Here is a 25,646-nt window from a genome sequence, read left to right as displayed (position 1 = left end):
TGTGCCTTACGAAAAAGGGCGGCTCGGAGCCGCCCTTTTTCGTTCGTTCGCTAACCACGCCTACTGAACGGTGATCTCGGTGCGCTCGCCGGCCTTGATCGTCACCGGCAGTTCCTTCTCCTGGCCTTCAGCGGACATGTGGCGCACGACCACATAGTCGCCGGCGGGGATCGCCTGTTGCCAGCTATCACCGTAGGTCAGGCCCAGCGACTTGCGCTTGCCCTCGATATCCTTCTTTGACGAGAGCACCTCGATCGAATAGGCGCCGGGCGCCGACATCGCCAGCACGCCGGCGCCGAGAGCCACCTTCACGTCCTGATTGTCGCCGGCCTTGATGCTGAAGGGCTGCTCGACGACGGCGAGATCGAGCGTGGTGAGCGCGACATAGTCGTCCGGCGGCAGCCAGAATTTGCTGTCAGGTCCGTAGGAATGCTCCACGCTTTCACGCGAGCCGTCGATCTTCTTCTTCGCCTTGACGACCTCGAAGCCGATGCCGGAATTGTCGGCCTTGTCGCCGCCGGCGGTGTAGTAGGCGTTGAGCACGGCATGACCAACGCCGACGACGATGTCCTTCTCGACGGTCTGCCCGGCAGCAAGCTGGACGGTCTCGGTCGCAGTGCCGGCGCCGATCTGCACCGTCACCTTCTGCTCGCCGGCGGGGACGGTCGCCTTGGCGTCGCCATAGTGCGTGGTGCTGCCGCCAGGATAGGCGAAGTCGACACGCGCTTCGCCGCTGATCTCCGAGCCCTGGCTAGCATGCGGATGGATGACCAAAGTGCCGGCGTTCAGCGTGAACAGCGGGCTGTAGGTCTTGCCAGCCTCTATCTTGATCTTCTGCTCGCTCCTTGCCTCGTCGTCGCGGCCGACGATGAGGTAGTCGCCCGGCTCGAGATTGGTCTTGAGCACGCCATATTCGGTCATGACCTGGTCGCCGCGCGTGCCGTCGGACTTCGCCTTGTAGATCTCCCAGGCATTGCCGTCGGTAATCGGATCGCCGCCCTCGGCCATGACCACGCTCGGCGTGAAGTTGAATTCAGGCTTGGAGGGCTCGGGTGCCGGCGCCGGTTCGGGAGCTGGCGCAAGGGCCGGCGCGGGAGCCGCGACGGTCTCGACCAGGGCTTCCTGCAGCGCCTTCTCGTCGGAGGCCTGGATGTATTTGCCGCCGGTGTTTTCGGCGAGGCAGGCGATCTGCTTGCCTTCGTCGGCGGTCAGGCCGAAGCCGACGACATCGGCGGTGAAGTCGATGCCGCTTTCCTTCAGCTCCTTGCCGAGTGCGCAAGGATCGCCGCCGCAGGTCTCGAGCCCGTCGGTGATGAGGACGACGGTGGCCTTGTCCTCGGTGTATTTCAGCGCTTCCGCCGCCTGCTTGACGGCGGCCGTGAGCGGCGTCTTGCCGAGGAATTTCATGCTGTCGGCTGCTGACGAGATGGCGCTGGCTGAACCGGCCTGCGGCGGCACGATCAGCTCGATGTCGTCGCAACTACCTTTGGTGCGATGGCCATAGGCCATGAAGCCGATCTCGTCGTCGGCGGGAACCGACTGAAGCACCGTGCGCAGCGATTCACGCGCGATCTCCAGCTTCGGCTTGCCGTCGATCTGGGCCCACATCGAGCCTGATGCATCAAGGATGATGATGACCTTGTTGGCGGCAAAGCCGAAACCGGTCATCGACAAAAGCAGGAGCGCCGCAGCGACGCTCCGTATCAGTCCCGCCATGGAAATCTCCTGAGAGCAACCCTCGTCCGCGTTGCGAAAGCTATTTGAGGCGGCATTCGGAGACAAGTCCGAAGGCCGGCGAGTCACTCAATAAGTGGTGCGCCGCTCTTCCGATGGCGGACGGCCGAACTGCAGCCGGTAACTCTGGGCGAAATAGGAGTGCGAGGTGAAGCCGGTGGCGATCGCCACGTCGAGAATCGGCATGTTGGTCTGGCGCAGCAATTCGCGCGCGCGTTCGAGCCGCAGCCGCATATAGTAGCGGCCGGGGGTGACGCTCAAATGGCGCAGGAACAGGCGCTCGACCTGGCGCACCGACAGCCCCGCCGATTTGGCGAGCTGCACCGCCGACAGCGGCTCGTCGAGATGATCGGCCATCAATTCGACGATGCGCCTCAGCTTTTCCGACTTGCCGGTGAGGTCCCGCTCGGGGCCGACGCGCTGGCGGTCGCCGGCCGAGCGTATGCGCTCGTGCTGGAACTGGTTGGCGACGCCGTTGGCGAGGTTGGAGCCGAAATCGCCGCGCACGATCTCCAGCATCAGGTCGATCGAGGTGGTGCCGCCGGCACAGGTGTAACGCTTGCGGTCGATCTCGAAGACGTTGCCGGTGCAGTTGATGTCGGGGAAACGCTCCATGAAGCCGGCGCGGTTCTCCCAATGGATGGTGCAGCGATAGCCGTCGAGCTGCCCGGCTTCGGCCAGGAGATAAGAGCCGACCGACAGAGCGCCGAGCGCATTGCCGCGCCGGCCCCAGCTGCGCAGCGCCGCCAGAACCTTGCTCTTGCCGGGAAATTCGATGGAGAGGCCGACCGAAACGAACAGGATGTCGACCGGCGGCATGTCGGCGACCGAATAGTCGATCTTCAACGGCAGGCCGTTCGAGGCCATGACCGCGTCGCCGTCGGCCGAGATCGTCGTCCAGCCATAGAAATCGCGGCCGAGCAGTCGGTTCGCCGAGCGGAAGCAGTCGATGGCGGCCGCCAGCGAGAACATCGAGAATTTGTCGACCAAGAGGAAGCCGAACTGGCGGCCGCCCTGAACGGGATCGCTCGTCATCGGCCGCTCGAGAACGGGATGCGACTGGTTCGAGTGGGGCATCCCGCTCTGTCCCTTTATTTCAGCCGCATTTGTGCAGCGCCAAGTGGTTCCACTTGGCTGCAAAATGCTGGGGAGCGGTCAGGTTCGGCAATGCCGAGGCTTTCTCAAATCAGAAGGACGGCCGCTTCAACCCGGCCGCGAGGTAGGCGGAAGCTACAGTGTTCGCCATCAGCATGGCAATGGTCATCGGTCCCACGCCGCCCGGCACCGGCGTGATGGCGCCCGCGAGCTTGGCCGCTTCGGGATAGGCGACGTCGCCGACCAGGCGGCTCTTGCCTTCGCCCTTTTCGGGCGCGGGGATGCGGTTGATGCCGACGTCGATGACGGTCGCGCCAGGCTTGACCCAATCGCCCTTGACCATTTCCGGACGGCCGACCGCGGCGACCAGGATATCGGCGGTGCGGGCAAGCGCCGGCAGGTCCCTGGTGCGGCTGTGGGCAATGGTGACCGTGCAGTTGGCGGCGAGCAGCAGGTTGGCCATCGGCTTGCCGACGATGTTGGAGCGACCGACGACGACGGCGTTGAGGCCGGAAAGGTCCTTGCCGCGCACCCGCTCGATCAACAGCATGGAGCCTGCCGGCGTGCAGGGCACGAAGGCCGTGTCGAGCTCGCCGGTGCCGAGCTTGCCGACATTGATGAAGTGGAAGCCGTCGACATCCTTTTCCGGTGCGATCGTCTGGATCACCTTGCCGGCGTCGATATGACCGGGAAGCGGCAGTTGCACGAGGATGCCGTGGATCGACTTATCGGCGTTGAGGTCGCCGATGATCGTCAGCAACTGTTCCTCGGTGGTGTCGGCCGGCAGCGTATGCTGAAGCGAATGGAAGCCGCATTCCTTGGCGGTGCGCGATTTCGAAGCGACATAGACCTGGCTTGCCGGATCCTCGCCGACGATCACCACCGCAAGGCCGGGCTTGGTGGCTCCTTTGGCCGACAGCTCCGCGGTCAGAGCTTTGACCTTCGAAACCACGTCCTCGGCGACACGCTTTCCATCAATCACTTCGGCCATCACTAACCCTCAGCTTCGCTTCGAGGCCGCATCGATGCACGGCCCCATTTCCCCGATCGGCATTGTCGATCCGCCAAAGCGAGACGCTTGCGGCCGGAATGCAGCGCGGCATTTTCACGAAAATTCGACAAGGCAATCCCGTCAAAGCGTCGTCGGATGCCGTAAACCCGAAACCGGCCGCTTTTATCGAACCGCGAGCCATCCAGAAATACGGATATTTAGAAATAGCGGCGGCGCGTGCGGCTTTCGGTCAGCTCGCGCACTGCCTCGCGAAATTCGCGCAGGCTGGCGCGGATCTCGTCGATCTCGCCTTGCTGGCCGGCAGGGGGCTGGTCGGCGGGGGGCTGGTCGGCCTCGCCGGCGGCCGGCGACTGCGGATGATAGGATGCCGCCGATGCCGAATAATGATCGTCGTAGGGGTCGGTCCGGCCGTGGTCCGGCCGGTACGAATAGGAATAGCCCTGCTCGTATGGCGGTCGGAAATTCTCCCGCGCCGATGGTTGAGCCCGGGGATAGCGTTCTTCCAGGGTGGGCGCCCGCCAGGCGCTTTCAGGCGGGACAGAGTCCATATCGACCGTTTCAGCCGGCTCGCGCCGCACGAAATAGCGAACCGCCGAGGCAAGCGAGCCGAAAAGCCCGGGACGGCCGGCATCGTTGGCCGGTTCCGGCGGCGGCGTGACGGATTTGACCGGAGCCGGTGCAGTCGTCGACACCGGTGGTGGAACCGGCGGTGAAGCAGGCGGCGGTGTGAAGGACGCTGCCGGAGACGGCGTGAAGGATGAAGCCGGAGGCGGCATGAAAGGCGGAGCCGGTGCTGGTGTAAAAGCCGGAGGTGGCGGCGGAGCGACAGGCGAAGCCGGCGGCGTGGCGAGTGGTGGCGGCGCCGGTGGGGCGGCCCGATTGGAATTGCTCTCAAGCGCAGAAGGACGGTCTTCACTCCCGCGACGCGAGCGTGCATTGGCCGTCTCGCGCAGGCTGGCAAGGATGCCGCGCAGCGCGCCGAGGCCGATGCCGGCAAACAGGCCGGCGAACAGCCCCGCCAAGGCCATCACGACACGCGACGGCCCCTTGGCCTCCAGCGGCGGTTGAGCCGGCGAAAGCACGTTGATGTTGGCCGAATTGACGTTCTTTTGCTCGCCGGTTTCCTTGGCGCGCAGCAAATACTGCTCATAGACCGAGCGCTTGGCGGCGGCTTCGCGTTCCAGCTCGCGCAGCGAAACAAGATTGTTGTTCACATCGCCACTCTGCACCTTGGCCTGGGCCAGGCGCGAGGACAAGTCCTGCTCGAGCTGAACGGAGCGCTTCAGGTCGACCTGCAGCGAGGACGCGATGCGCTGCAGCTCCGCGGTGATGCGTTCGCGCGCGCCGGCAAGCTGGGCGTTAAGCGCCTGCAACTCAGGATGACGCGGGCCGAACTTGATCGCGGCGCGGTCGGCTTCCTGCTTCAGCGCCGCATATTGCGAGCGCAGCTCGCTCATCATGTTGGAGTTGATCTCTTCCGGCAACGTGCCGCTGAGGACCGAGTTGACGTTCAGCGAGCGCGCCGAGGCGGCGCGGGCGTTCAGCTCGAGCGTGCGGGCGCGGGCAACGGAAAGCTGCTCGTTGAGCTTCAGCATCTGGTCGTCGCTGATCAGGTGGCCCTGCGCGTCGACAAGGTCGTGCGTCGCCCTGAAATCCTCGACGTTGCGTTCGGCCGTCTCGACGCCCTTGCGCAGCTCATCGAGCTTCGACGTCAGCGCGCTCGTCGCACGTCCGGCCATTTCTGACTGGTAGTTGCCGATCTCCCGCTGGAAGACGTCTCTCGTCGTGTTAGCTATCTCTGCCGATTTCTCGCCATTGCGCGTGGTGGCGCTGATGGAGATGACAAAAGTCTTGCCGGTGCGCTCGACCGACAGGCTGTCGGCCAGATTGCCGACGGCCAGCGCCTGGCGACGAATCTCGTCGCTGCCGGCCGGCTGGTCATCCCGCGAAATCATCGAGCGCAGGAACGACGTGACGCCGAGGCCGCCAGACCCCTGACCGTTGAATTCCGGGTCGTTGACGAGGTTGAGCTCCTTGACGACCTCGTCAAGAACCTTGCCTGATGTGACCATCTTGATGCGGGTTTCGACAACGGCCAATGCCGCGTCGGGCTCACCCACCGATTGGGTGAGATCGCGTTCGGCAAGTTTCAGGTCGCCCGGCTCGATGGTTAGCTCGGTCGTAGCTTCGTATTTCTTCGGCGTCGATAGCGCGAGGGCTATGCCAAGGGCGGCGCCCAGGATGGTGGAGGACAGGATCAGCGCTTTGGAGCGAGCGATGCCGCCAATCACCTGCACCGGGTCGATCAGCGGTTTCCATTCCTGGGATTCGTCGGCAGCGGGTGGTCGGCCTACATGACGAGGTTCGGGAGCGGCCTGCGGCTGGTGGCCTCCCGCAGTGCCCCCGTAGCCCTGCCCTAGTGACGCGGCCCGGTCGTCGCCTGTTTCGACGGGATCCGCCTGATCGTGGTCAAATCCGCCGATTTCGGCGGGGCGCGGATTCAACTTTTCTTCGCGCTCGGAACGCGCGGCGCGATGGCGCGCGGCGGCGTCCTCGCGCCAAGAGGAATTGGCCCGGTCGCCGATCGAAACCGTCTTGTCGTCGCCACGCATCGCTTGGCCGAGCGCGAGCAGAGAACGCTCGCGCCTCCAGTCATCACGGTTATCCCTGTCGACCATTGTCCTGGAACTTGCTCTCTGGCGGCTTGGGCGCGCGGATCGGCCAATCGTTAAGCCACGCTAAACAGGCATAGGAAACAAACGGTTAATTTTGCGCCTCGGCGGGCACAGTTTTCGCCCTTGTTCACCGCATTTCAGGCCGCCGGGACGGCCGCCAGAACGCCGCGTTAAACTTTGCAGCCTATCTATCGCCCCGGATATGACCCAGGCCAGCGACATGCCGCAGAGGCGGAGCTTCGCGCGGATCGGCCACTTCGTGGCCACCCGCCGGAAACTGGTATTCGATTATTTCTCGGCGATCAGCGGCGCCGGCGGTCGGCTGGTGTTTTCGCTCGCCTATTTCATCGCTTTGGCCAACACGCTTTCGATCGCCGAATTCGGCATGTTCGCGACCGCCTCGGCCGCCGGCATCATGCTGTCGCGCATCCTGGCCTTCGGCTTCATCTCGGCGCTCTACCGCACCGCCACCATCCGCCCCAACCTGATCGGCACGTTCACCGCCGGTTTCCTGCTTCTCGGCGTCCTGTCGCTGCCGTTCCTCGCCGCTGCGTCCTACGGCGTCTATCTGATCTTCTTCGCCGGCACCGTGCCGCTATCGGCCTTCGCCGCTGTCGTCTTCGCCGAGGCGCTTTTGTGGCGACCGGTCGAAGTGGCGCTGATCGTCAACAACGGGCTCGGCAAGTTCGGGCGGGCGGCCGTGCTCGCCATCCTGGCGACGGCGCTCAGGGCAGTCGGCGCGATCCTGTTCATGCTTGGCGCGCGGCACACGATCGGCGTCTGGTCGCTGTTCTATATCGGCGCCAATGCCGCCTCGCTCGTCGTCGCCTTCGTCTTCTTTTATCCGCGCCAGCGGCTGCGGCTGCGCACCGAGCTCTATTTCAGGCGGCTCGCCGATTCCATCTATGTCGCCGGCTCTGAAGTGCTGTTCTATCTGCAGATGGAGTTCGACAAGCTGCTGGTGCTGTCGATCGGCGGGCCGCATCTGGCCGGCATCTACGCCATCATCATGCGGCTGGTCGATCTCACCGCGATCCCGATCCGCACCTTCTCGATGATGCTGGTGCAGCGCATGATGCGGGCGCCGGAGCTGTTGTCGCGGCTGGCGGTCAAGAGCGGCATCGAAGGCGGCGTGTTCCTGGTCTCGACACTCGCGCTCGTGTCGCTCGGCATCGTGCTCCACTTCTTCCCAAACGCGCTCGGCAGGAATGTCGCCGAGGCAGCGCCGCTGGTGGCTCTCGCGGTCTGCGTGCCGGGCTTGCGCAACCTCGTCGAATATCAGGCCGAGCTGCTCTTCGCGCGCGGCCAGACGGCGGTGCGGGCGATCAATCTCGGCCTGCTCGCCGGCTTGAAGGCGGTTCTGCTCACTTATGTGCTGACCACCATCCCCGACACGGCCAATCTGGTCCTGTCGCTCAACATCGTCTTCCTGCTGCTTTATCTCGCCTCGATGCTGCTGACCTATTCGGCCATGCGCCGGCCGGCCAAGGCGATCTGAGCCTTACGCGGAAAGCCCTATCAGGCGGCGGATGCGGCCGGTATCGGTGCCGATGAAGGATTGCATGCCGATTGCCACCTGTTCCGGCGCCATAGCGTCGACGAAGCGGCGGAATTCCTCGTCGGACAGCGGCTCGCCGTTCCAGTGGACGCGGCAGAACTCCTCCGAGCCGTGGAAATGGCCTGCGCCTTGAAGCACGTCGTCGACATAGCGGCCATAGATCATGCATTCGGAGAATTTTCGCGCCGAGCCGACCACGCTGACCCAGTCGCGACCATGCACCTTCTCGATGCGCTCGCACATGGCGTTGACCGTCTCGCGGCGCCAGGCGATCAGCGTCGAGATGTAGTCGTGGCTCGATGGATTGGAGGGATCGATGCAAAGCGCGGCGCCGGCATTGCGCGACCAGATGCGATGCTCGTCATGTCCATCGCTCGCCAGCACGCCGTCACGCCGGAACAGCCGCACCTTGCCGTCGCGCCAGAAGGCGTTCGCGTCGAACGGCTTCAGGAAGGCGACGTCGGAATCGCAGAAGACGAGCACGTCTTCCTTTGCCTGCCCGGCAATGGCGATGCGGCGCAGCTGCTGCACATGCCAGCCGCGCAGCGGCTGCGTTTTCAGGCTCAGCCAGACGCGGCGGCGGAAGCCGCTCAGCGGATCGTCGAACACGCGCAGCCAGCGCGGCAACAGGTCCCGCTCGTCGACAACGCTGCGGCGGCTGCCTTCCAGCTGGCGAAACAGCGCGACATCGCGATGTTCGGTGAGGATATAATGATGCGCCATGCCGGTGACGTGGCGATCGACGGTTTCGCATAAAAGCCGGCAGCGCTCGAAATCGGGAGCGTAGCTTGCGGTGACGATCGCAGCCAAGGGCATGCGCGGCAGCGCTTCGACCGCAGTGGAGGCGTCCGGAACGAAGCGGCTGTTCACCGGCGCGCCTCCAGCGGCAGCGGTATACGCAACAGCTTCTGCTTGACGACGCGCCACAGGAAGAGCGGATTGCCGACAATATAGCGGCGCCACAGGCGGCCGGGTTCGATCCACAGGCGGAACAGCCATTCGAGCCGCAGCCGGCGCAGCCATAGCGGCGCGCGCGGCACCGAGCCGCTCATGAAATCGAGCAGGGCGCCGACTGCGACCGGCAGCGTGCAATGGCGGCTGTCGATGTGGCGCTCGATCCACAATTCCTGGCGCGGCACACCCATGGCGACAAGCAGCACATCCGGCCGCAGCCTGGCGATGCGCTCGAGGATCGCCGGCTCCTCGGCGGCCGAGAAGAAGCCGTCATGGACGACGACGAATTTGTGCTGCATGGCGAGCGTCGAGAGCTTCGCGCATGCGGCTTCGGCATTGGCGCGCGTCGTGCCGAGCAGCGCCACCGTCAGCGGATGCGACGAGGCCTGCAGGAAGGCCGGAATGAAGTCCGTGCCGTTGAGATTGCTCGGGAAAGGCGCACCGTAAAGCAGCTTTGCCGCCATGTCGACGCCGACGCCGTCGGGCAGGATGAGGAAGTTTTCCAGCGCCTCGGCAAACACCGGGTCGGTGCAGGCAAGGTTGGCGTTATGGGCGTTGAGGAAGCTCACCTTGGTGAAGCGACGCTCGTCGATCAGCCTGGTGAGCAAGGCGATGGCCTCGTCCCAGCGTATGGCCAGCACCGGAATACCCAAAATGGTCTTGAGCATATCAAAGCCGAAAGCGGCGCGCGCGGTGTGCATGTTCACGCGGCCGCCTCCTGCCTGACGGCGCCGAGCTTCTCCAGGCCAAGCCCGATCGCGGCGTCGAGCGCCTTGAGCTGGCGGCGATGAAAGGCGCTGCCATCCACGTCGCGGACATGGGCCGCAGCCGCCTGCAGCGCCGCCGCGAAAGCAATCGGATCGTCGGTCACTACGCAATTGTCGGGGCGATAGCCGATGCCGCGCAGCGAGCGACTGGTGGCGACGGACGGCAGGCCAAGCTCGAAGGTCTCGATGGTCTTCAACTGCACGCCGCTGCCGGCGGTGCTGATCAAGGGAATGACGGCGGCGCCGCGCACGAAGGCCTGCGCATCCGGAACCCTGCCGACGAAGGAAACGCCGGGATGCGGCGAGCTGATGCCGGAAGGCACAATGCCCGCGATCCTGATGCGGAAATCCGGCTTCAGATGCGGCACGACCTTGGTCAGGAACCAGTCGAGGCCGATGCGGTTCGGCTGCCAGGTCCAGGTGCCGATCAGCGCGGCGTCGCAATCGATATGCCGCTTCGCCCTGCTTGTCGGCGCCTGCGCACGGGTGACCAGCGGCAGCACCGCGGAGCGCCGGTCGGAGGCGACGCCAAGTGCCGCGCGGTCTTCCTCGGCCAGCGTGAAGACAAAGCGCGCGGCGCCGCAGAGCCGCTCTTCCATGACCTTGAGGAGCCTGGCCTCGCGGCGGAACATCCAGCGCTGAAGCGCGCTGCCGGCCGCGGCCGCATTTTCCTCGGCCGAGCGGTGCTCGACATTGTGCGCGACGAAGACGAATGGACGGTCGGCGAGAACCTTCTCAAAGGCGCCGGCGAACTGCACCGAGTTTAGGACATAGCCGTCGAAGGGACCGGCGCGTTCGATGGCGTCGCGGACTTGCGCATCGGCAACGACACGCAGCTTGACGGAGGAAAAGGTAAGACCGGAGAGAACCGCCTTGCCCACCCAGGCAAGCTTTTGCAGCGGCGACGCGCTTTCGGTGCGCACCTCGACGGCGTCGAGCACGATGGTGTTTTGCGGATCGGACGGGGCTTTGCCCGGCCAGATGAAGCCGATCACCGTCACGCGCACGCCGGCGCGCCGCAGCGCGTCGATGATCGCGGCGTTGGCGATCTCGTAGCCTGAGGCGAGAGCGCCATCAGGCACGATCGATGTGGCGAACAGCAGATGCATCTCACCTATCCTTGGCTGCAGCCGGTAGCAAAACGCGGTGAAGCCTTGATTAAATGGCACTGTCAAAGGCCGAAGACCCGGCTTTTCCGACCGGCGGGCGAGAAGGTGATTAACGAAACGTTATCACCGCGATGCTATCGAAGGGCCGAACCCACGCTGCTGGAAAAGGATGATCCCTTGCCGTCCGACGCTTCTGTATCGATCGCGGGACGGTCGCCGGGGCTTGCCGAGACCGTCGAAGCGGTCGTGACGCTGCCGACCTTCAAACGGCCAAAGCAGGTGCTGGAAACGCTGGCTTCGCTCAAGGCGCAGCGGACCGGCAGGTGCTTTGCCGTCATCGTCATGGAAAATGAGGCCGAGGCGCGCGAGGGCGCCAAGGCGGTGCTGCCCCTGTTCGAAAGCGGCGAGATGCCCGGCATGGTCATCATCGCGCATGAGCGCGGCAATTGCAGCGCCTACAATGCCGGCTGGCAGACGGCGATCCTGCAGTTTCCCAATTTTCGCCACCTGCTGGTCATCGATGACGACGAGATCGCCGAGCCAGACTGGCTCGAGCGCATGTGCGGCGCCGCGGAGACACTTGAAGCCGACGTTGTCGGCGGCCCGCAGGTACCCATCTTTGCCGATGCCTCGCATGCCAGATGGGCCGAGCACCCGGTGTTCGCGCCGCCCTATCGGGAGACGGGCCGCGTGCCGGCGCTCTATTCGTCCGGCAACCTGCTGCTCGGTCGCAACGTGCTTAAGGCCATGGGACCGCCGTTCCTCGATCTCAGGTTCAATTTCATGGGCGGCGGCGATTCCGACTTTCTCAGCCGGTGCGCGCAGAAAGGCTTCGTGCTCGGCTGGTGCGCCGAAGCAAAAGTCACCGAAACTGTCCCTGCCCGGCGCGTCGAGGCCGACTGGATCCGCGCCCGCAGCCTGCGCAATGGCGTGATCTCGACGCTGGTCGAAAAGAAGAAGCGCGCCGGCACGCCGCTTGCCGGCCTCAAGGTTTTCCTGAAGAGCCTGGCGCTGCTCGCCGCCTCGCCGCTGCGCGGCGCCATCCGGCTGGCGCGCACGGGCTCGCTCACGAGCGGCCTCTATCCGGTCTATGTCGCGCTCGGCCGGGTGCTCGCCGAATTCGGATATGCCAATGAGCAGTACCGGCAGCCTGAGAAGAATTGAGCGCGCGCCGCTCGGCGCCGCCTTCACCAGGGAAGGTGTGGCGACGGCTATCGCCGCGCTCCTGTTCACCGTCATCATCGTCTCGTTCCGGCCCTTCCAGCCGGCAGGCGCGGAACTGACCGGCGACGGCGGCGACATCGTCAACCAACTCGGCTTCGGCTCGCTCGGCGCGGTCTCCATCTTCTCGCTGCTGGCCTTCGCCGACCCGCGCGTGGTGCGCTCGCTGGTCAGCCCTTCCTGGGCGCTGATGCTGGGCTTCTTCTTCCTGTCGGTGGTGCTTGCCACCGATCCGCCCGCGGCGATGCGCGCCGCCTCCTTCACCATGATCGGCATCATCACCATGGCGACGATCCTGGTGCTGCCGCGCGACGCCGATTCCTTCGCCAGGGTGGTCATCTTCACCGCCGTGGTGGTGATCGGCCTTTCCTATATCGGCCTGATCGTCTTCCCGCATGAAGCGCTTCACACCGCCGACTCGCAGGAGCCCGAGCATGCCGGCCTGTGGCGCGGCGTCTTCACGCACAAGAACATCGCCGGGCCGGTCATGGCCTGTTTCAGCTTCGCCGGACTCTATCTCTTCCGGCGCGGCCAGCGCTGGTGGGGCGCCGGCATCTTCTGCGCGGCAATGGTGTTCATGCTCCACACCGGCTCCAAGACCACTGCCGGGCTGGTGCCGTTCTCGATCATGATCGTCGTGCTGCCCAGCCTCATCGGCATGCGGCTCGGCACGCCGATCCTGTTCGCGCTGGCGATCATCGCGACCGCCGTCGGCACGCTCGGCATCGTCTTCATCGCGCCGGTGAAACATCTGGCGGCAATCTATTTCCCCGATCTCACCTATACCGGACGCACGACGCTATGGGAGTTCGCCGGCGAGATGCTGGCGAAGAAGCCCTGGACCGGCTACGGCTATGAAAGCTTCTGGGGGACGCCGCTGCTGCTTAACCAGGACCAGCCCTTCGACCGGCCCTGGGATATCCGCACCATCGTTCACGGTCACGACGGCTATCTCGACATCGCCGTGCTGATGGGCATCCCGGCGCTCTGCGTCGCCGTCTACACCTTCCTGATCGCCCCTTTGCGCGACTATATGCGCATCCCGGCGCGTAAGGAAAACATCTTTCTCGGCGATTTCTTCATGATGGTGGTGCTGTTTACGGCGCTGAACGGTTTCCTGGAAAGCTTCTTCTTCCATCGCGGCGATCCCGTCTGGCTGTTCTTCGTGCTCGGCGTACTCGGCTTGAGGCAAGTCTCGCTGCGGCCGATCCCGGTTCGCCTTTCAAACTAATCCTGGCCGATCGATCTCCCGCCGACTGCTCTTTTCCACTGCGGCGCAACCGTCTAAGGAGAGCCTTCTCGGAGGTTTTCATGACGATCAGGCTCATTCTCGCCGGTTGCGGCAATATGGGTTACGCCATGCTCTCGGGCTGGCTGAAATCCGCCAAGCTCGAGCCGCAAGCGGTGTTCGTGGTCGAGCCCAACGCGGAACTGCGCCGGCGCGCCGAACATCTGGGCTGCCGTGCTGCCGCCGACGCTGCCGGCATTCCGGCCGATGCCGTGCCCGATCTCGTCGTCATCGCGGTAAAGCCGCAGGTGATCCGCGAGGTGACGGCGCAGTACAAGCGCTTCGGCGACGGCAGGACCAGCTTTCTCAGCATTGCGGCCGGCACGCCGGTCGGCACTTTCGAGGAAATCCTGGGCGAGCTCGCGCCGGTCATCCGCTGCATGCCGAACACGCCGGCGGCGATCGGCAAAGGCATGATGGTCGTTTTCTCCAACCCGCTGGTCTCCGACGACGTCCGCCGCTTCGTCCTTGAGCTGCTTTCGGCGAGCGGCGTCGTGACGACGATCGACGACGAGGGCCTCATGGACGCCGTGACGGCCGTCTCCGGCTCCGGCCCGGCCTATATCTTCCACTTCATCGAGGCGCTGACGGTCGCGGCCGAGAAGGCCGGCCTTCCCGCCGAAACCGCCAAGCTGCTTGCCATGCAGACCGTCTTCGGCGCCGCCTCGCTCGCCGCGGAAGCAGACGAGGAGCCGGGCGTGCTGCGCCAGCAGGTGACCAGCCCCAACGGCACGACCGCTGCGGCGCTTGCAGTGCTGATGGGCGGCGACCGCCTGACGAAGCTCGTCACCGAAGCCGTGGAAGCCGCGCGGCTCAGGTCGATAGAGCTGGGGAAGTAATCTTCGTTCCGTAGAGCATGTCATCCTGAAGCCGGCGCAGGGCGTAGAGCCTCGTCGTCCGGTCCGGCACGGCATTGTCCTCAGTCAACAACTCGCCCTTCTTCACCGACTTCAGCACCTTGCCGCCTTCGAGCAAGCCGACCGGGACGGCGCGGACGGCGCGGGCATCGCCGACGGTCATGGTCCAGGAGCGGTAACAAGTCTCGCCGATCGCATCCAGGGTCTCCCCGGCGGCAAGGTCGCGCTTGGCGACCGCGCAGACTTCCGCCACCGGCCTCGGCAGAGGCACCATATCGGGCTTGCCGTAGAGCATGATGCGGGCGGCGGTGAGCGGCACCTCCAGCGAAGTCAGGTGATAGGGCCGGAACAGCCCGTAATAAGGGCCCGTGCCGACATGGAGATCGTCCATGCGTTCGACGACGCGCGGGTGCATCGCCTCGACGATGACGAAGACGCCGGGCGCCACGCCCTTGCCGATCGTGTAATCGACGACGCCTTTCCTCGACAGGAGGCCGCCATGCTCTTTCGGGATCAGCACCTTGGCCAGCTGATCGCGATCGGCCCTGGGGCCGTGCATGCCTTGAACATCCGGAACCAGGCCGGTGGCGTTGGCAATAGCGCACATCTCGACCATGGTCTTCGAACCGTCGACGAACTCGACCAGCATGCGCGGGTTCATGTTGCGGCGCGCCGCCTCTTCCCGGTAGTCGTCGGGAACCGCGTCGTGGTTGAGCGGATTGTTCTTGCCCTTGCCGGCCGCGACGATGCCTAGCCCAAGCGCCGAGGCGAATTCGATCAGCTCCATGCAGCTTGACGGCTCGTCGCCCGCGCCGACCGAATAGACGACACCCAGCCGGTCTGCCTGCTGCTTCAGGTAGCAGCCGATGGTCACGTCGGCCTCGACATTCATCATCACCAGATGCTTGCCATGCTCCATCGCCACCAGGTCGAAATCGGCGGCGACGCCAGGTTTTCCGGTAGCGTCGATGACGACGTCGATCAGCGGGTTGGTGACCAGCATCTCGTTCGAGGTGATGGCGATCCTGCCGCTCTCGATCGCCCGGGTAACCATGGAAGCGGTTTCGGCCTCTACCGCCATCGCCTCGTCGCCAAAGGCGATGCGGATCGCCTCGCGGGCGGTGTGCGGACGGCGCGTGGAGATGGCCGCGATCGAAATACCAGGCATCAGCATGCCCTGCGTCACCAGATCGGTTCCCATCTCGCCGGAGCCGATGACGCCGAGCCGCACCGGCCTGCCCTCGGCGGCGCGTCGGGCGAGATCGCGGGCAAGCCCGGTCAGCGCGATATTGGTCATGCAACAAAATCCACGGCTTTTTGCTCCGGCCGGCAATACAGGGAACGATCCGCGTTTGCCAATCAAACCAGGCTGAAATGACGATTTCTTGCGCGTGCTTTGCAAGGCCGCAGCAGATTTCACAGGAGCTTGTGCACGGGCGCCGTACGATTCGCCGTTTCTTTCAGACCATAACCATCGCTGCGCGCTTTGAACTGGGAGAGTCCCGACGAGCGCGCCCGGTTTCTGTGCTATTTTTGCTACAGGCTTTAACCCTAATGCCGGAAATCGCAATTTTAGCGGGTGTCTAATCCATTATATGCTCACGGCCCCAAAAAATCTGATAGATACTGGCTGAAAGGTCCGGTGGCAGGCTTGGGCAAATAAGCGCCAATAAAAAAATAATGGCGCGGGGATAGTCACGGGGTAGAAATGAGCAGGACGGGTAAAATTACCGTCGGCTGGCGCGTTGCGCTTGCTGTCACGGTGTCAATGTTGGCTTGTGGTAGCGCCAGCGCACTCACACTCAAAGAAGCTGTCGCCGTCGCCGTGGAGTCCAATCCGGAGATTGGACAGGCGATCGAAAACCGCGAAGCGATCGAATTCGAGCTGCGACAGGCCAAAGGCCTTTACCTTCCCAGCGTCGACCTGGAAGCATCGACCGGCGTTCGCCGCCTGGACAACGACACGCGGCGCGCGCTCGATGAGGATCACAAAGCTCTCTATCCGAACGAGGCAGACCTCACCGTCTCGCAGACGCTTTATGACAGCGGCGCAAGGCGGGCGGAACTGAACCGCCAGGCCTCGCGGGTCGATGGAGCTTCCTTCAGGGTTCTGGAACGGTCCGAATTCATCGGGCTGGCGGTGGTTCAGGATTATCTGGAATACATGCTGCAGGCTTCGATCGTGGTCGAAGCCAAGAAGAACCTCGGCTTCCATCAGTCCATCCTCAGCGACATCAGGCAAGGCATCGCGGGCGGCGCGCTCAACGACGCCGACCGGCAGCAGGCCGAGGAACGCCTTTATGCCGCCAAGGCGCGGATGCAGGAAGCGACCGAAGAACTCGAGGCGGCGAAGATCCGCTTCTTCAAGAATGTCGGCAAGCCGCTGACCAACGCGTCGCGGCCGGCCGATGTCGCAGCCGCCCTGCCGCGGTCGCTGGACGATGCGATCGGGCTCGCCAGGCAGAACAATCCACGCGTCCATATGGCCAACAGCGACATCGACGCCGCCGCGTCGCTGGTCGACGCAGCGCGGGCGAAATACGGCCCGACGATTACCGCCGAGGGCGTTGCCCGGGGCGGATATGACATCGACGGCGACAATGGCGACGCGAGCGATCTGCAGGCTCGGGTGGTGCTGCGCTGGAACCTCTATCGCGGCGGCATCGACAAGGCCAACGAACAGGAACAGATTCGCCGCACCAGCGAGCAGCGCCTTGCGCTGCACCAGGTGCTGCGCGAGATCGAGGAAGCCGTCCGGACCTCGTGGGACCGCCGCTTCCGCCAGGCGGAGCTGGCAAAGACGCTGCGGCAGCAGGCAGCCACCAATGAAAAGCTGGTCGCCTCCTATCGCGAGCAGTTCAAGGTCGGGCAGCGCTCGCTGCTCGACGTGCTCGATGCCCAGAACACGCGCTTCAACACCGCGACGCTGGCCGACACGTCGTCATACGCGTCGCTGTTCGCGGAATACCGGCTGCTGGCCGCAACCGGGGAATTGCTGAAGACGCTCAACATTCAGCCGGCCAAGCAGGCCGCGGCCTACGCGCGTGAGGAATTCGGTGTGCCGGCCACGGCCGATACCGAGACCTATGCGCGCACGCCGTCGGAGCAGAAGAACGATCTGCCGTTCGACATCCTCGCGCCGGTCAGGAAAAAGTAGCCGATGTAGTATCGATCTTCGGTCCTTCGGGGCGGATCGTGAACCAGCAACCTAATATCCTATCGCCCAAGGAGGCTTTCAAAGCCTGCTTCTGCGCTGTGGCGGCCTATCTCGGCAGGCCGAGCGCCGAAACGGTGCTGTTCGCCGGCGTGCCGATTTCGGAGACACGCATCGAGCCGGACGAGATCCGCCATCTGGCCGAGCGCATCGGCCTGGAGGTGCAGAATTTCAGCCATCGCGACTTTCTGCGCGGCCGCTTCGATCTTCCGGCCATCGTCTTTCGCGTCAGCCAATTGCCGATCGCCCTCCTGGCGGAAATCGAGGGCGGGCAATATCTGACGGCGCCGCAGGAAAACGGCCGCACCACGATCGACAGGTCGGAACTCGCCGAAAGCTATATCAGCGGCGGCACGTCCTTCTCGATCACCTATGCCAATCAGGCCGAGGAGATGACGGTCGGCACCGCCGCGCGGATCGAAAGGCGCCACTGGCTGACCGGCACCATGGGGGCGTTCTGGCGCACCTATTCGAAAGTGGTGCTGTCGGCGGTGTTCATCAATCTGCTGGCGATCGCCTCGCCGATCTTCACCATGAACGTCTACGACCGCATCCTGCCCAACAAGGCGATCTCGACGCTGTGGGTGCTGGCGCTCGGCATCGGCGCGGCGATTCTGTTCGACCTGCTGCTGAAGACGGCCAGGGCGTCGCTGATCGACTATGCCGGTCGCAAGGCGGACCTGCGGATTTCCTACCTGCTGTTCGAGAAAGTGCTGAATTCCTCGCTTTCGGCGCGGCCCGGGTCGACGGGTGAATATGCAAACCGCGTCACGCAATACGAATTCGTGCGCGAGTTCTTCACCTCCAACACGATCAGCGTCTTCATCGACACGATCTTCGTCTTCGTCTTTCTGGCGGTCATCTACGCCATCGGCGGCTGGCTGGTGGTCATACCGGCGCTGGCCTTCGTCATCTCCGTCATTGTCGGGCTGATCACGCAGCGGCGGATCGGCAAGCGGGTCGCGGCATCGATGAACGAGGCGTCGCAACGCCAAGCCCTGCTGGTCGAGTCCATCTCGACGCTGGAGACGATCAAGTCGCTGCGCGCCGAAGCCTACCTGCTGCGCAAATGGGGCGAGCACTCGAAGAACGCGGCCAACACGTCGGAAAAAATCAAGGAGCTCTCGGCGGCGGCGGGCAATATCACCGGCGCCATCCAGCAATTCGTGACGGTCGCCCTGGTCGTGGCCGGCGCCTATGCGTTCTCGGAAGGCCAGGTGTCGACCGGCGCCATCATCGGCACCGTGATGCTCGCCGGCCGCGCCGTGGCGCCGCTCGGCCAGATCGCCATCACGCTTGCCCGGTTCCGGCAGGCGATGCTGTCGCTCAAGATCATCAACACGATCATGTCGCAACCGGAGGACCGCCCCGACACCGTCGGCTTCGTCAACCGGCCGATCCGCAGCGGCGCGCTGGTCTTCAGGAATGTCGGCTTCGCCTATCCGGGCACGGAAAACGAGGTTCTGAGCGGACTCAACATCGCGGTCAAGCCCGGCGAGCGGGTCGGCATCATCGGCCGCATCGGCTCCGGCAAGACCACGATGGGACGGCTGATCGGCCGGCTGTTCCTGCCGACGTCGGGGGAGGTGCTGCTCGACGGCATCGACATCCGCCAATACCACCCTTCGGAAGTCCGCGCCGCGGTCGGCATCGTCGCGCAGGCCGGGGACCTGTTTTCGGGAACCATCAAGGAGAACCTCCTGATGGCGGCGCCTGGAGCGACGGACGAGGAGATCATCGATGCGGCGAAGGCCGCCGGCGTCGACGACTTCGTGTCGCGGCATCCGCGTGGCTACGACATGAATGTCGGCGAGCGTGGCACCAATCTCTCGGGCGGGCAAAGGCAGGCGGTGGCGATCGCGCGGCTGCTTTTGACCAAACCGAAGATCGTCTTCCTGGACGAGCCGTCGGGTTCGATGGATCTTGCTTCCGAGCGGCAGTTGATCAAGCAGCTCAAGGTGGCGTTCGACCGCAGCACGACGCTGATCGTGTCGACCCATCGCTACAGCATGCTGGAACTTGCCGACCGCCTCATCGTCATCGACCAGGGCCGCGTCGTCGCCGACGGGCCGAAGGAACAAGTCATTCAGGCGCTGCAGAAGGCAAATGCCTGACCGGAACGTATGGACATGCTAGCAAGGGAAGACCGGCCACCACTTTTCGCCTCGGCGTCCGTCTACATCGTCGGGGCGCTGTTCGTGTGCTTCACGGCCTGGGCCTCGTTCGCCGAGGTCGACGAGATCGCGCGCGGCGACGGCAAGGTGATACCCGCTTCGAAGACGCAGATCATCCAGGCCAGCGAACCGGGCGTGGTGCAGGAGATCGCCGTCCAGATCGGCCAGACCGTCAGGAAGAACGACCTCATCATCCGCCTCGACAATTCGGGCAACACGTCGAGCCTTGGCGAAGAGAAGGCCAAGGCGCGAGCTTTGCAGGCGCGCATCGCCAGGCTGCAGTTCGAGCAGAGCGGCAGTGTCGAAGGGTCGTTCCCCTGCCCGGCGGAAATCCAAAAGGTCGCGCCGGAGATCTGCGACAACGAGCAAAGGCTGCTTGTCGCGCGCCGCGACAATTTCGAGGTCAAGCTGTCGGTTCTCAAATCGCGCCTCGACCAGCGCGAGAAGGAACTCGACGAGGCCACCGCCAACGCCGACCGCCTGTCCAAGAGCCTTGCCGTCACCGACCAGGAAGCGGCGCTGGTCGAACCCATGGTCAAGAAAGGCCTGATGGCCAGGACCGAACAGATCCGCGTCGAGCGCGAACAAACCGACCTTCGCGGACAGCTGACCCTTGCCGGCGAGACCATCAAGAAGAGCAAGGGAGCAATCACCGAGGCGCAGCTTCAGGTGAACGAATTGGGCCTGCAATTGCAGCAGGAGGCGTTGAGCGACCTGACGCAGGCGCTCGCCGATCTGTCCGTGGTCGACGAAACGATCCGCGGCGCCACCGACAAGGTGGCGCGCACCGACATCCGCTCGCCGGTCGACGGCATCGTCAACACGCTCGACGTCAACACGCTCGGCGCCTTCGTGCAGCCGGGCGCGGTCGTGGCCGGCATCGTGCCGACCTCCGAGACACTGCTGGTCGAGGCCCGGGTTTCGCCGCGCGACGTGGCCTTCATCCAGCCGAACCAGGAGGCGCTGATCAAGGTCACCGCCTATGATTTCTCGATCTTCGGCGGCATCGAGGGCAAGGTCTCCAACATCACCGCCGACAGCCTCGTCGACCAGAAGACGGGCGAGCCCTATTACCAGGTCCGGGTCGCCACCGACAAATCGACGCTTACCAGGAACGGCAAGACCTATTCGATCATCCCCGGCATGATCTGCTCGGTCGACATCAAGACCGGACGCAAGACGATCCTCAACTATCTTTTGAAGCCCATCAACAAGGCGCGTCAGGAGGCAATGAGTGAGCGATAGCGCCATCCATCCGGGCACCTCGCGCGAGAGGCTGCTGCCATCGCTCGCGGCCGAGGATTTCGGCCCCGAATTCCGCGTCGTGGCGCGCGGCGGCGTGCGTCGCGGCATTCGGCTGGAGCGCGCCTTCTGGGTGTCGCTGAAGCAGATGGCCGAAAACCGCAAATGCACGATCGGCATGCTGGTCGAGGAGATCGCCGAACATCATCCCGACCAGGGCAACCTCACCTCGGCGATCCGCGTCGCCTGCATGCGCGGCCTCGCCGAGGAAAGCATGGAATTGCGCAAGCTCGCTTCGATCCGCACGATCAACGCGATCCTGGTCGCCTGCCCCTCGCCCGCCTTCGCGTTGTCTTCGTCGAAGAAGATCCTGGCTTTCAACACGCCGTTCCAGCAACTGGTCCGGCGCCAATTGCCGAGCGCGCCCGGGGAGGATGGGCGCCAGGACCTGAAGCTGGCGCTCGACCTCAACGTTCCCGACATCTTCGCCCGGCTCGACGCCAATGGCGAAACGCCGGTCACCAGCGGTTTCGTCATCGGCGCCGGCGAGCGCCGCTATCGCGGCCAGCTCAGCGCCGTGCGCGCGCCCGTCACCGAGCCGGAACTGCTGATGGCCTTCGTCTACAACGGCTAGAGCTACGCATTCTTCCGGAACTGTCCGGGCTGCGCAGACAACAGAGCGACCGCGTATTTTCGGCGAGGCGCTGAACCGCTCGAACTACTGCCTCAGGCTCGAAGCCACTGATGGTTCCGGCGATCCTTCGCCCGGAGCGACCGTGGCGAAGCCGCCGGCGATGTCGGCGACCTGCGCGCCGGACTTCGACCCGTGAATCCAGGCGCGATCGGTGCTGAAGGAATAGAGCGGAACATAGTCGGGCAGATCGCTGTCGCGCAGGACGGCGTTGCCGAGGCTGTCCAGGATGAAGGCGCCGCTTCCCGTGCTCACCGACAGGACGGCATGGAAGAACTTGCGGCGGCGATCCTGGAGCACCACCAGCGACATGCTCTGCGCCGGGATGCCGGCCCTGAGCAGCGCCGCCATCTTCAATATGGCGAAATCCTCGCAATCGCCGGCGCGATGCTCGAGGATTTCCGAAGGCTTCGCCCAATAGTCGAGCTTGCCATAGACGACGCTATCCTTGCGATAGGCGATCAGGCGGTTGATGCTGCTGTTGACGAAGGACAGCTTGTCGCGAAAGCCCTTGTCGCCGGCGATGTTGACGATCTCGGCGAAGGCCGGACTCTCACGGTCGCAGACGCTGCCGGCGGTGCAATCGACGATGGCCCGGTAGACAGGAGCCCAGCGCGCCGCGACCGGGAAGTTGCGCATCGACAAAGCCACCGAGCCGAAGACGCCGGGGATGATCGCGGCGGTCTGGATCGGGTCGATGCCGGGATCGGTCTTGGCGTGCGCTTCAGCCTCGTAAGGCGCTGCCGGCGCGTAGCCCAAAGAAACATCCGCGATCCGGTACGCGGAGGCCGGCTGCCAGGGCAGCGGCCGGGCCAGCGAAACGCCGCCGAGGCTCGCGGGTGCAAGCACCTCTTGCAGGACCGGAGCCGCGCCCGAATTCGCGCTTGCCGACGATGGACCTGCCTGAGCGACAAGGCCGATCGCCAGCAAGAGTACCTTGATCCCCGTCGGGGCTGCTTTTTGTATTTTCATAACGCCCACCTTTGACTGTGGACGCTACCAATCTTGTCTCAAATTATCGGAAAGGAAGGTGGGTAAATTTCCGCGAATCACGCTATTCTATTTTGCGTCAAATTTTATTCAAAATTATACTTACATTTACCAAGGCGGAAGGCGTGCTGCGCGGTCATTCCCACCCTCGTTAAGGTCATGCATATCCAGATATATCATCGCAATTTACCAAGTGTAAAAAATGCGATTCTCTACATATTCGAATATATGAAATAGATTGAACGTCTGTTGCAAAGCCCGGGCCTGACATGTCTCTTTCCGGGAAATGCCGGAGGGGCTTTAGCTATGACGACCAATATCGAATTCGACGCCGTTTCAAATTCCTGGGACGAGCACACCAGCGCTGGTGAAAATCATATCTCGACGGGTGTGCAGGTTGCGCAGGCGACCGCCGCCCAGGCGGCGAGCGAACCGGTGCCGGTCGATGTCGGCAGCGGCGCGCCGGCCCAAGGCGCGGCCAATGCGCCGGCCGCAAACCAGCCGGCCGATGCCAAGGCTGCTGCGCCCGCGAACGCACCGGCGGCAAATGCAGCGGCAGGCAATACGCCGCATGAATATCATGTCGAGGCCGGCAATGTCGTGAAGCTTCCGGCCAGCGTGTCAATCGACAACATCAAGGTCGACGGACATGATCTCATCCTCACGCAGCCCGACGGATCCCAGATCGTCATCAAGGACGCCGCGCTGAATGTGCCGACCTTCATTCTCGGCGACGTCGAGGTGCCTCGCGTGGCCCTGATCGCCGCGCTCGAGGCCAGCCATGTCGACGTCGCCTTCGGCGCCGACGGCTCGATCTCGGCCGGCGGCAACGGCTCGCCGGGCAGCGCAGGCGGCAATTTCGAACATCCCGCGGGCGGCATCGGCGACGGCTTCGGCCTGACGTCGCTGCTGCCGCCGACGGACCTGGCCTTCGGCCAGCCGGACCATCGCGAGCTGTTCCCGGGATTGCTGCCCGATTCGACGCCGACGATCCTCGACCTGACGCCCTCGACCAGCGGCGGCGACACCAGCGTCGATGAAAAAGGCCTCGAGACCGCCGGCGCGACGGGGTCCGGCGAAGCGGGCACCGACCCCGCAATGGACAACGACCCGTCCGAGCACAACACCGGTACCTTCACCATCACCTCGCCCGACGGCATCGGCTCGGTGGACATTAATGGCCATGTGATCACCGCCGCTGAGCTTGCCAACAGCGCGTCGACACCGATCAACATTGCGACGCCCTTCGGCAACACGCTGACCATCAACGGCTACGACGCCGCCACCGGCCAGGTGAGCTACACCTATACGCTGGTGCACAGCGCGCAGCATTCCGGTGCGGGCACCGATTCCATCTTCGACAACATGACGGTGACGGTCACGGACAGCGATGGCGACGTTTCGCTTCCGGGAACGCTGTCCGTCGAAATTATTGACGACGTGCCGACGGCGCATGACGATACCGACAGCGTGGCTGCGGGTTCGCATACGCCAATCGATGGCAACGTCATCACCGGAGCCGGCAGCGACGGCAACGCCGCGGGCGCTGATTTCAAGGGCGCCGATGACGCCAGTGTGACATCGGCCTATGGCAAGAACGGCGCCGGCTCCGCGCAGACTGTGACGGACGCCGGCGTCTCGATCGCTGGCCAGTACGGCACGCTGCTTTTGCACTCGGACGGCAGCTACACCTACACCCGTGCGGCAAACACGCCGGGCGGCGTGGACGACGTGTTCCACTACACGCTGACTGATGGCGATGGCGATCAGTCGTCGACGACGCTGACGATCGGTATCGGCAACACGCCGCCGAAGCTGGGGGATATCCCGGCCGCAGGCGCCGACGGAGCGATCGTCTATGAGGCGGGACTGGCGACCGGCACGCTGCATGACGGCTCGAACGCGGTAAGCGGCATGATCGGCTTCACCTCGCAGGATGGCGTGAACTCGGTGTCGCTGGGCGGCAATGCGCTGTCGAGCGACTCGGGCAATCCGACGACGTTCACGGACCCGGCCACCAACGGCACGGTGAGCGCGTGGTACGAGTACAACAGCGTGACCGGCGCGGGCGCGATCCACTACAGCTACACGCTGACTTCGGACTACCATAGCGCCACGGGCGCCGACGGGGCCAATACCGAAGCTGTACCCAGCTTCGAGGTCGTCGTGACCGATCAGGATGGGCAGCCCGCCTCCGGCAACCTAGCCATCAATGTCATCGACGATGTGCCGACGGCGCATGCCGACACGGACGCGGCGCAGTCGGGCGAGACGGTGACGGGCAATGTCGAGACCGGAACGAGCACAAACGGCACCGGCGCGGCTGACACGGCGGGAGCGGACGGGATCGCATCGGTCGCATGGGTGGGTTCGGTAACGAACAACGGCGTCACGACGGTGACCGGCGCGCATGGCGTGCTGACGGTCTACGCCAATGGCGATTACAGCTATCACGCCAATCCGAACACGCCGACTGGCAGCGACGTCTTCAACTACACGATCACCGACGGCGACGGCGATACCTCGCCAGCAACGTTGACGATCGACGTGACCGGTAGCCAACCGCGTGTGGTGGCGGAGGTTGCGGCAGTGAACGAGGCTGGCATCGACACAACGCCGCCCGCCGGCGATCTTGGCCCCGGCACGGTCGACGGCTCGCATGCGGGCGACGGTTCGGAGACGACGACGGGCACGCTGACCTTCTCGGATCCTGACGGGGCGACTGTGACCGGTGTTCAGGCCGGCGATGTCGGCAGCGACGTCACCGGCAATGTCGGCACGAACATCAATGGCACGTACGGCATTCTGCATGTCAACGCGGATGGCACCTATAGCTATACGCTGACGAAGCCCGAAGCGAATGTGCCGGCGGGCAACGACGGCTCCAATGTGCAGCCTGGGCAGGACGTGTTCACCTTCACGGTGACCGACAGCTTCGGCAATACGTCCACGTCGACCATCTCGATCAATATCACGGACGATGTACCTACGATCTCGAATGCGGTGGTCGGCAGCTCGGTGACGCTCGACGAGACCAATAACGGTCCGACGACGGACGGCGTGCT

At 64.3% G+C, this 25,646-nt stretch carries 18 protein-coding genes; 9 read left to right on the top strand and 9 right to left on the bottom strand.

All coding sequences use genetic code 11. The annotated features are described in order from the left end of the window. Window positions 1–60: 60 nt before the first annotated feature. From LB515_RS06740 to LB515_RS06725, 4 genes are all read right to left on the bottom strand, one after another. A complete protein-coding gene (locus LB515_RS06740) occupies window positions 61–1,716 on the bottom strand; it encodes a vWA domain-containing protein (protein ID WP_224707180.1) in 1,656 nt (551 codons plus the stop codon). Window positions 1,717–1,803: 87 nt separating this feature from the next. Beyond that, window positions 1,804–2,811, bottom strand: coding sequence for a GlxA family transcriptional regulator (locus tag LB515_RS06735; protein ID WP_224532557.1), 1,008 nt, complete (start codon window positions 2,809–2,811; stop codon window positions 1,804–1,806). 109 nt (window positions 2,812–2,920) lie between these two features. Then, window positions 2,921–3,820, bottom strand: coding sequence for a bifunctional methylenetetrahydrofolate dehydrogenase/methenyltetrahydrofolate cyclohydrolase FolD (gene folD / locus LB515_RS06730; RefSeq protein WP_224707179.1), 900 nt, complete (start codon window positions 3,818–3,820; stop codon window positions 2,921–2,923). 218 nt (window positions 3,821–4,038) lie between these two features. Continuing rightward, window positions 4,039–6,519, bottom strand: coding sequence for a GumC family protein (locus tag LB515_RS06725; RefSeq protein WP_224707178.1), 2,481 nt, complete (start codon window positions 6,517–6,519; stop codon window positions 4,039–4,041). A 199-nt stretch (window positions 6,520–6,718) separates the two neighbouring features. Between LB515_RS06725 and LB515_RS06720 the strand changes: the two genes are divergently transcribed. Next, a complete protein-coding gene (locus LB515_RS06720; RefSeq protein WP_224707177.1) occupies window positions 6,719–8,014 on the top strand; it encodes a lipopolysaccharide biosynthesis protein in 1,296 nt (431 codons plus the stop codon). Window positions 8,015–8,017: 3 nt separating this feature from the next. Here LB515_RS06720 and LB515_RS06715 read toward each other — a convergent pair whose 3' ends face one another. From LB515_RS06715 to LB515_RS06705, 3 genes are read right to left on the bottom strand one after another with little or no spacing between them, the layout of a single operon-like run. Further along, on the bottom strand, window positions 8,018–8,944 hold the full coding sequence (locus LB515_RS06715) for a DUF6492 family protein (RefSeq protein WP_224707176.1): 927 nt from the start codon (window positions 8,942–8,944) through the stop codon (window positions 8,018–8,020). After that, a complete protein-coding gene (locus LB515_RS06710; protein ID WP_140847448.1) occupies window positions 8,941–9,735 on the bottom strand; it encodes a WecB/TagA/CpsF family glycosyltransferase in 795 nt (264 codons plus the stop codon). The genes LB515_RS06715 and LB515_RS06710 overlap by 4 nt, the downstream gene beginning before the upstream one ends. Further along, the gene (locus LB515_RS06705) at window positions 9,732–10,904 is read right to left on the bottom strand and encodes a glycosyltransferase (RefSeq protein WP_224707175.1); all 1,173 of its coding nucleotides are present in this window, start codon (window positions 10,902–10,904) and stop codon (window positions 9,732–9,734) included. The genes LB515_RS06710 and LB515_RS06705 overlap by 4 nt, the downstream gene beginning before the upstream one ends. A gap of 177 nt (window positions 10,905–11,081) precedes the next feature. Here LB515_RS06705 and LB515_RS06700 point away from each other — a divergent pair, with 177 nt between their 5' ends. The 3 genes from LB515_RS06700 (at window position 11,082) to proC (ending at window position 14,252) form a co-directional block, all read left to right on the top strand. Beyond that, complete coding sequence (locus LB515_RS06700) at window positions 11,082–12,068, top strand: glycosyltransferase family 2 protein (protein WP_224707174.1); 987 nt, start codon at window positions 11,082–11,084, stop codon at window positions 12,066–12,068. Then, a complete protein-coding gene (locus LB515_RS06695; protein ID WP_224707173.1) occupies window positions 12,037–13,356 on the top strand; it encodes an O-antigen ligase family protein in 1,320 nt (439 codons plus the stop codon). Before LB515_RS06700 ends, LB515_RS06695 begins: the two co-directional genes overlap by 32 nt. Before the next feature lie 80 nt (window positions 13,357–13,436). Then, complete coding sequence (proC, locus tag LB515_RS06690) at window positions 13,437–14,252, top strand: pyrroline-5-carboxylate reductase (RefSeq protein ID WP_224707171.1); 816 nt, start codon at window positions 13,437–13,439, stop codon at window positions 14,250–14,252. On the opposite strand, the gene LB515_RS06685 is transcribed toward proC, so the two are convergent. Further along, window positions 14,227–15,567: an NAD(P)H-dependent oxidoreductase gene (locus tag LB515_RS06685; protein WP_224707170.1), complete on the bottom strand. Its 1,341-nt coding sequence runs from the start codon at window positions 15,565–15,567 to the stop codon at window positions 14,227–14,229. The two genes, proC and LB515_RS06685, sit on opposite strands and share 26 nt — an antisense overlap. A gap of 471 nt (window positions 15,568–16,038) precedes the next feature. Here LB515_RS06685 and LB515_RS06680 point away from each other — a divergent pair, with 471 nt between their 5' ends. The 4 genes from LB515_RS06680 to LB515_RS06665 are packed head-to-tail and all read left to right on the top strand — an operon-like array spanning window position 16,039 to window position 21,534. Continuing rightward, entirely contained in the window at window positions 16,039–17,427 is a 1,389-nt protein-coding gene (locus LB515_RS06680) for a TolC family protein (RefSeq protein WP_224544394.1), read from the top strand. 38 nt (window positions 17,428–17,465) lie between these two features. Then, complete coding sequence (locus LB515_RS06675; RefSeq protein WP_224707168.1) at window positions 17,466–19,598, top strand: type I secretion system permease/ATPase; 2,133 nt, start codon at window positions 17,466–17,468, stop codon at window positions 19,596–19,598. Between the two features lie 15 nt (window positions 19,599–19,613). Continuing rightward, window positions 19,614–20,903 (top strand): HlyD family type I secretion periplasmic adaptor subunit, encoded by a 1,290-nt coding sequence (locus LB515_RS06670; protein WP_095766155.1) that lies wholly within the window; start codon window positions 19,614–19,616, stop codon window positions 20,901–20,903. Beyond that, complete coding sequence (locus LB515_RS06665) at window positions 20,893–21,534, top strand: ribbon-helix-helix domain-containing protein (protein ID WP_224544187.1); 642 nt, start codon at window positions 20,893–20,895, stop codon at window positions 21,532–21,534. Before LB515_RS06670 ends, LB515_RS06665 begins: the two co-directional genes overlap by 11 nt. A gap of 84 nt (window positions 21,535–21,618) precedes the next feature. Here LB515_RS06665 and LB515_RS06660 read toward each other — a convergent pair whose 3' ends face one another. Continuing rightward, a complete protein-coding gene (locus LB515_RS06660; protein WP_224707167.1) occupies window positions 21,619–22,563 on the bottom strand; it encodes a transglutaminase-like cysteine peptidase in 945 nt (314 codons plus the stop codon). A gap of 324 nt (window positions 22,564–22,887) precedes the next feature. Between LB515_RS06660 and LB515_RS06655 the strand changes: the two genes are divergently transcribed. Next, the coding region (locus LB515_RS06655; protein ID WP_224707165.1) for a beta strand repeat-containing protein at window positions 22,888–25,646 on the top strand (2,759 nt) is incomplete at its 3' end.

Origin of the sequence: Mesorhizobium sp. CA15 (genome assembly GCF_020165215.1) — a bacterium.
Classification (GTDB): Bacteria; Pseudomonadota; Alphaproteobacteria; order Rhizobiales; family Rhizobiaceae; genus Mesorhizobium.
The sequence above is the reverse complement of the archived record's forward strand: the minus strand, read 5'-3'. Positions and strand labels throughout refer to the sequence as shown.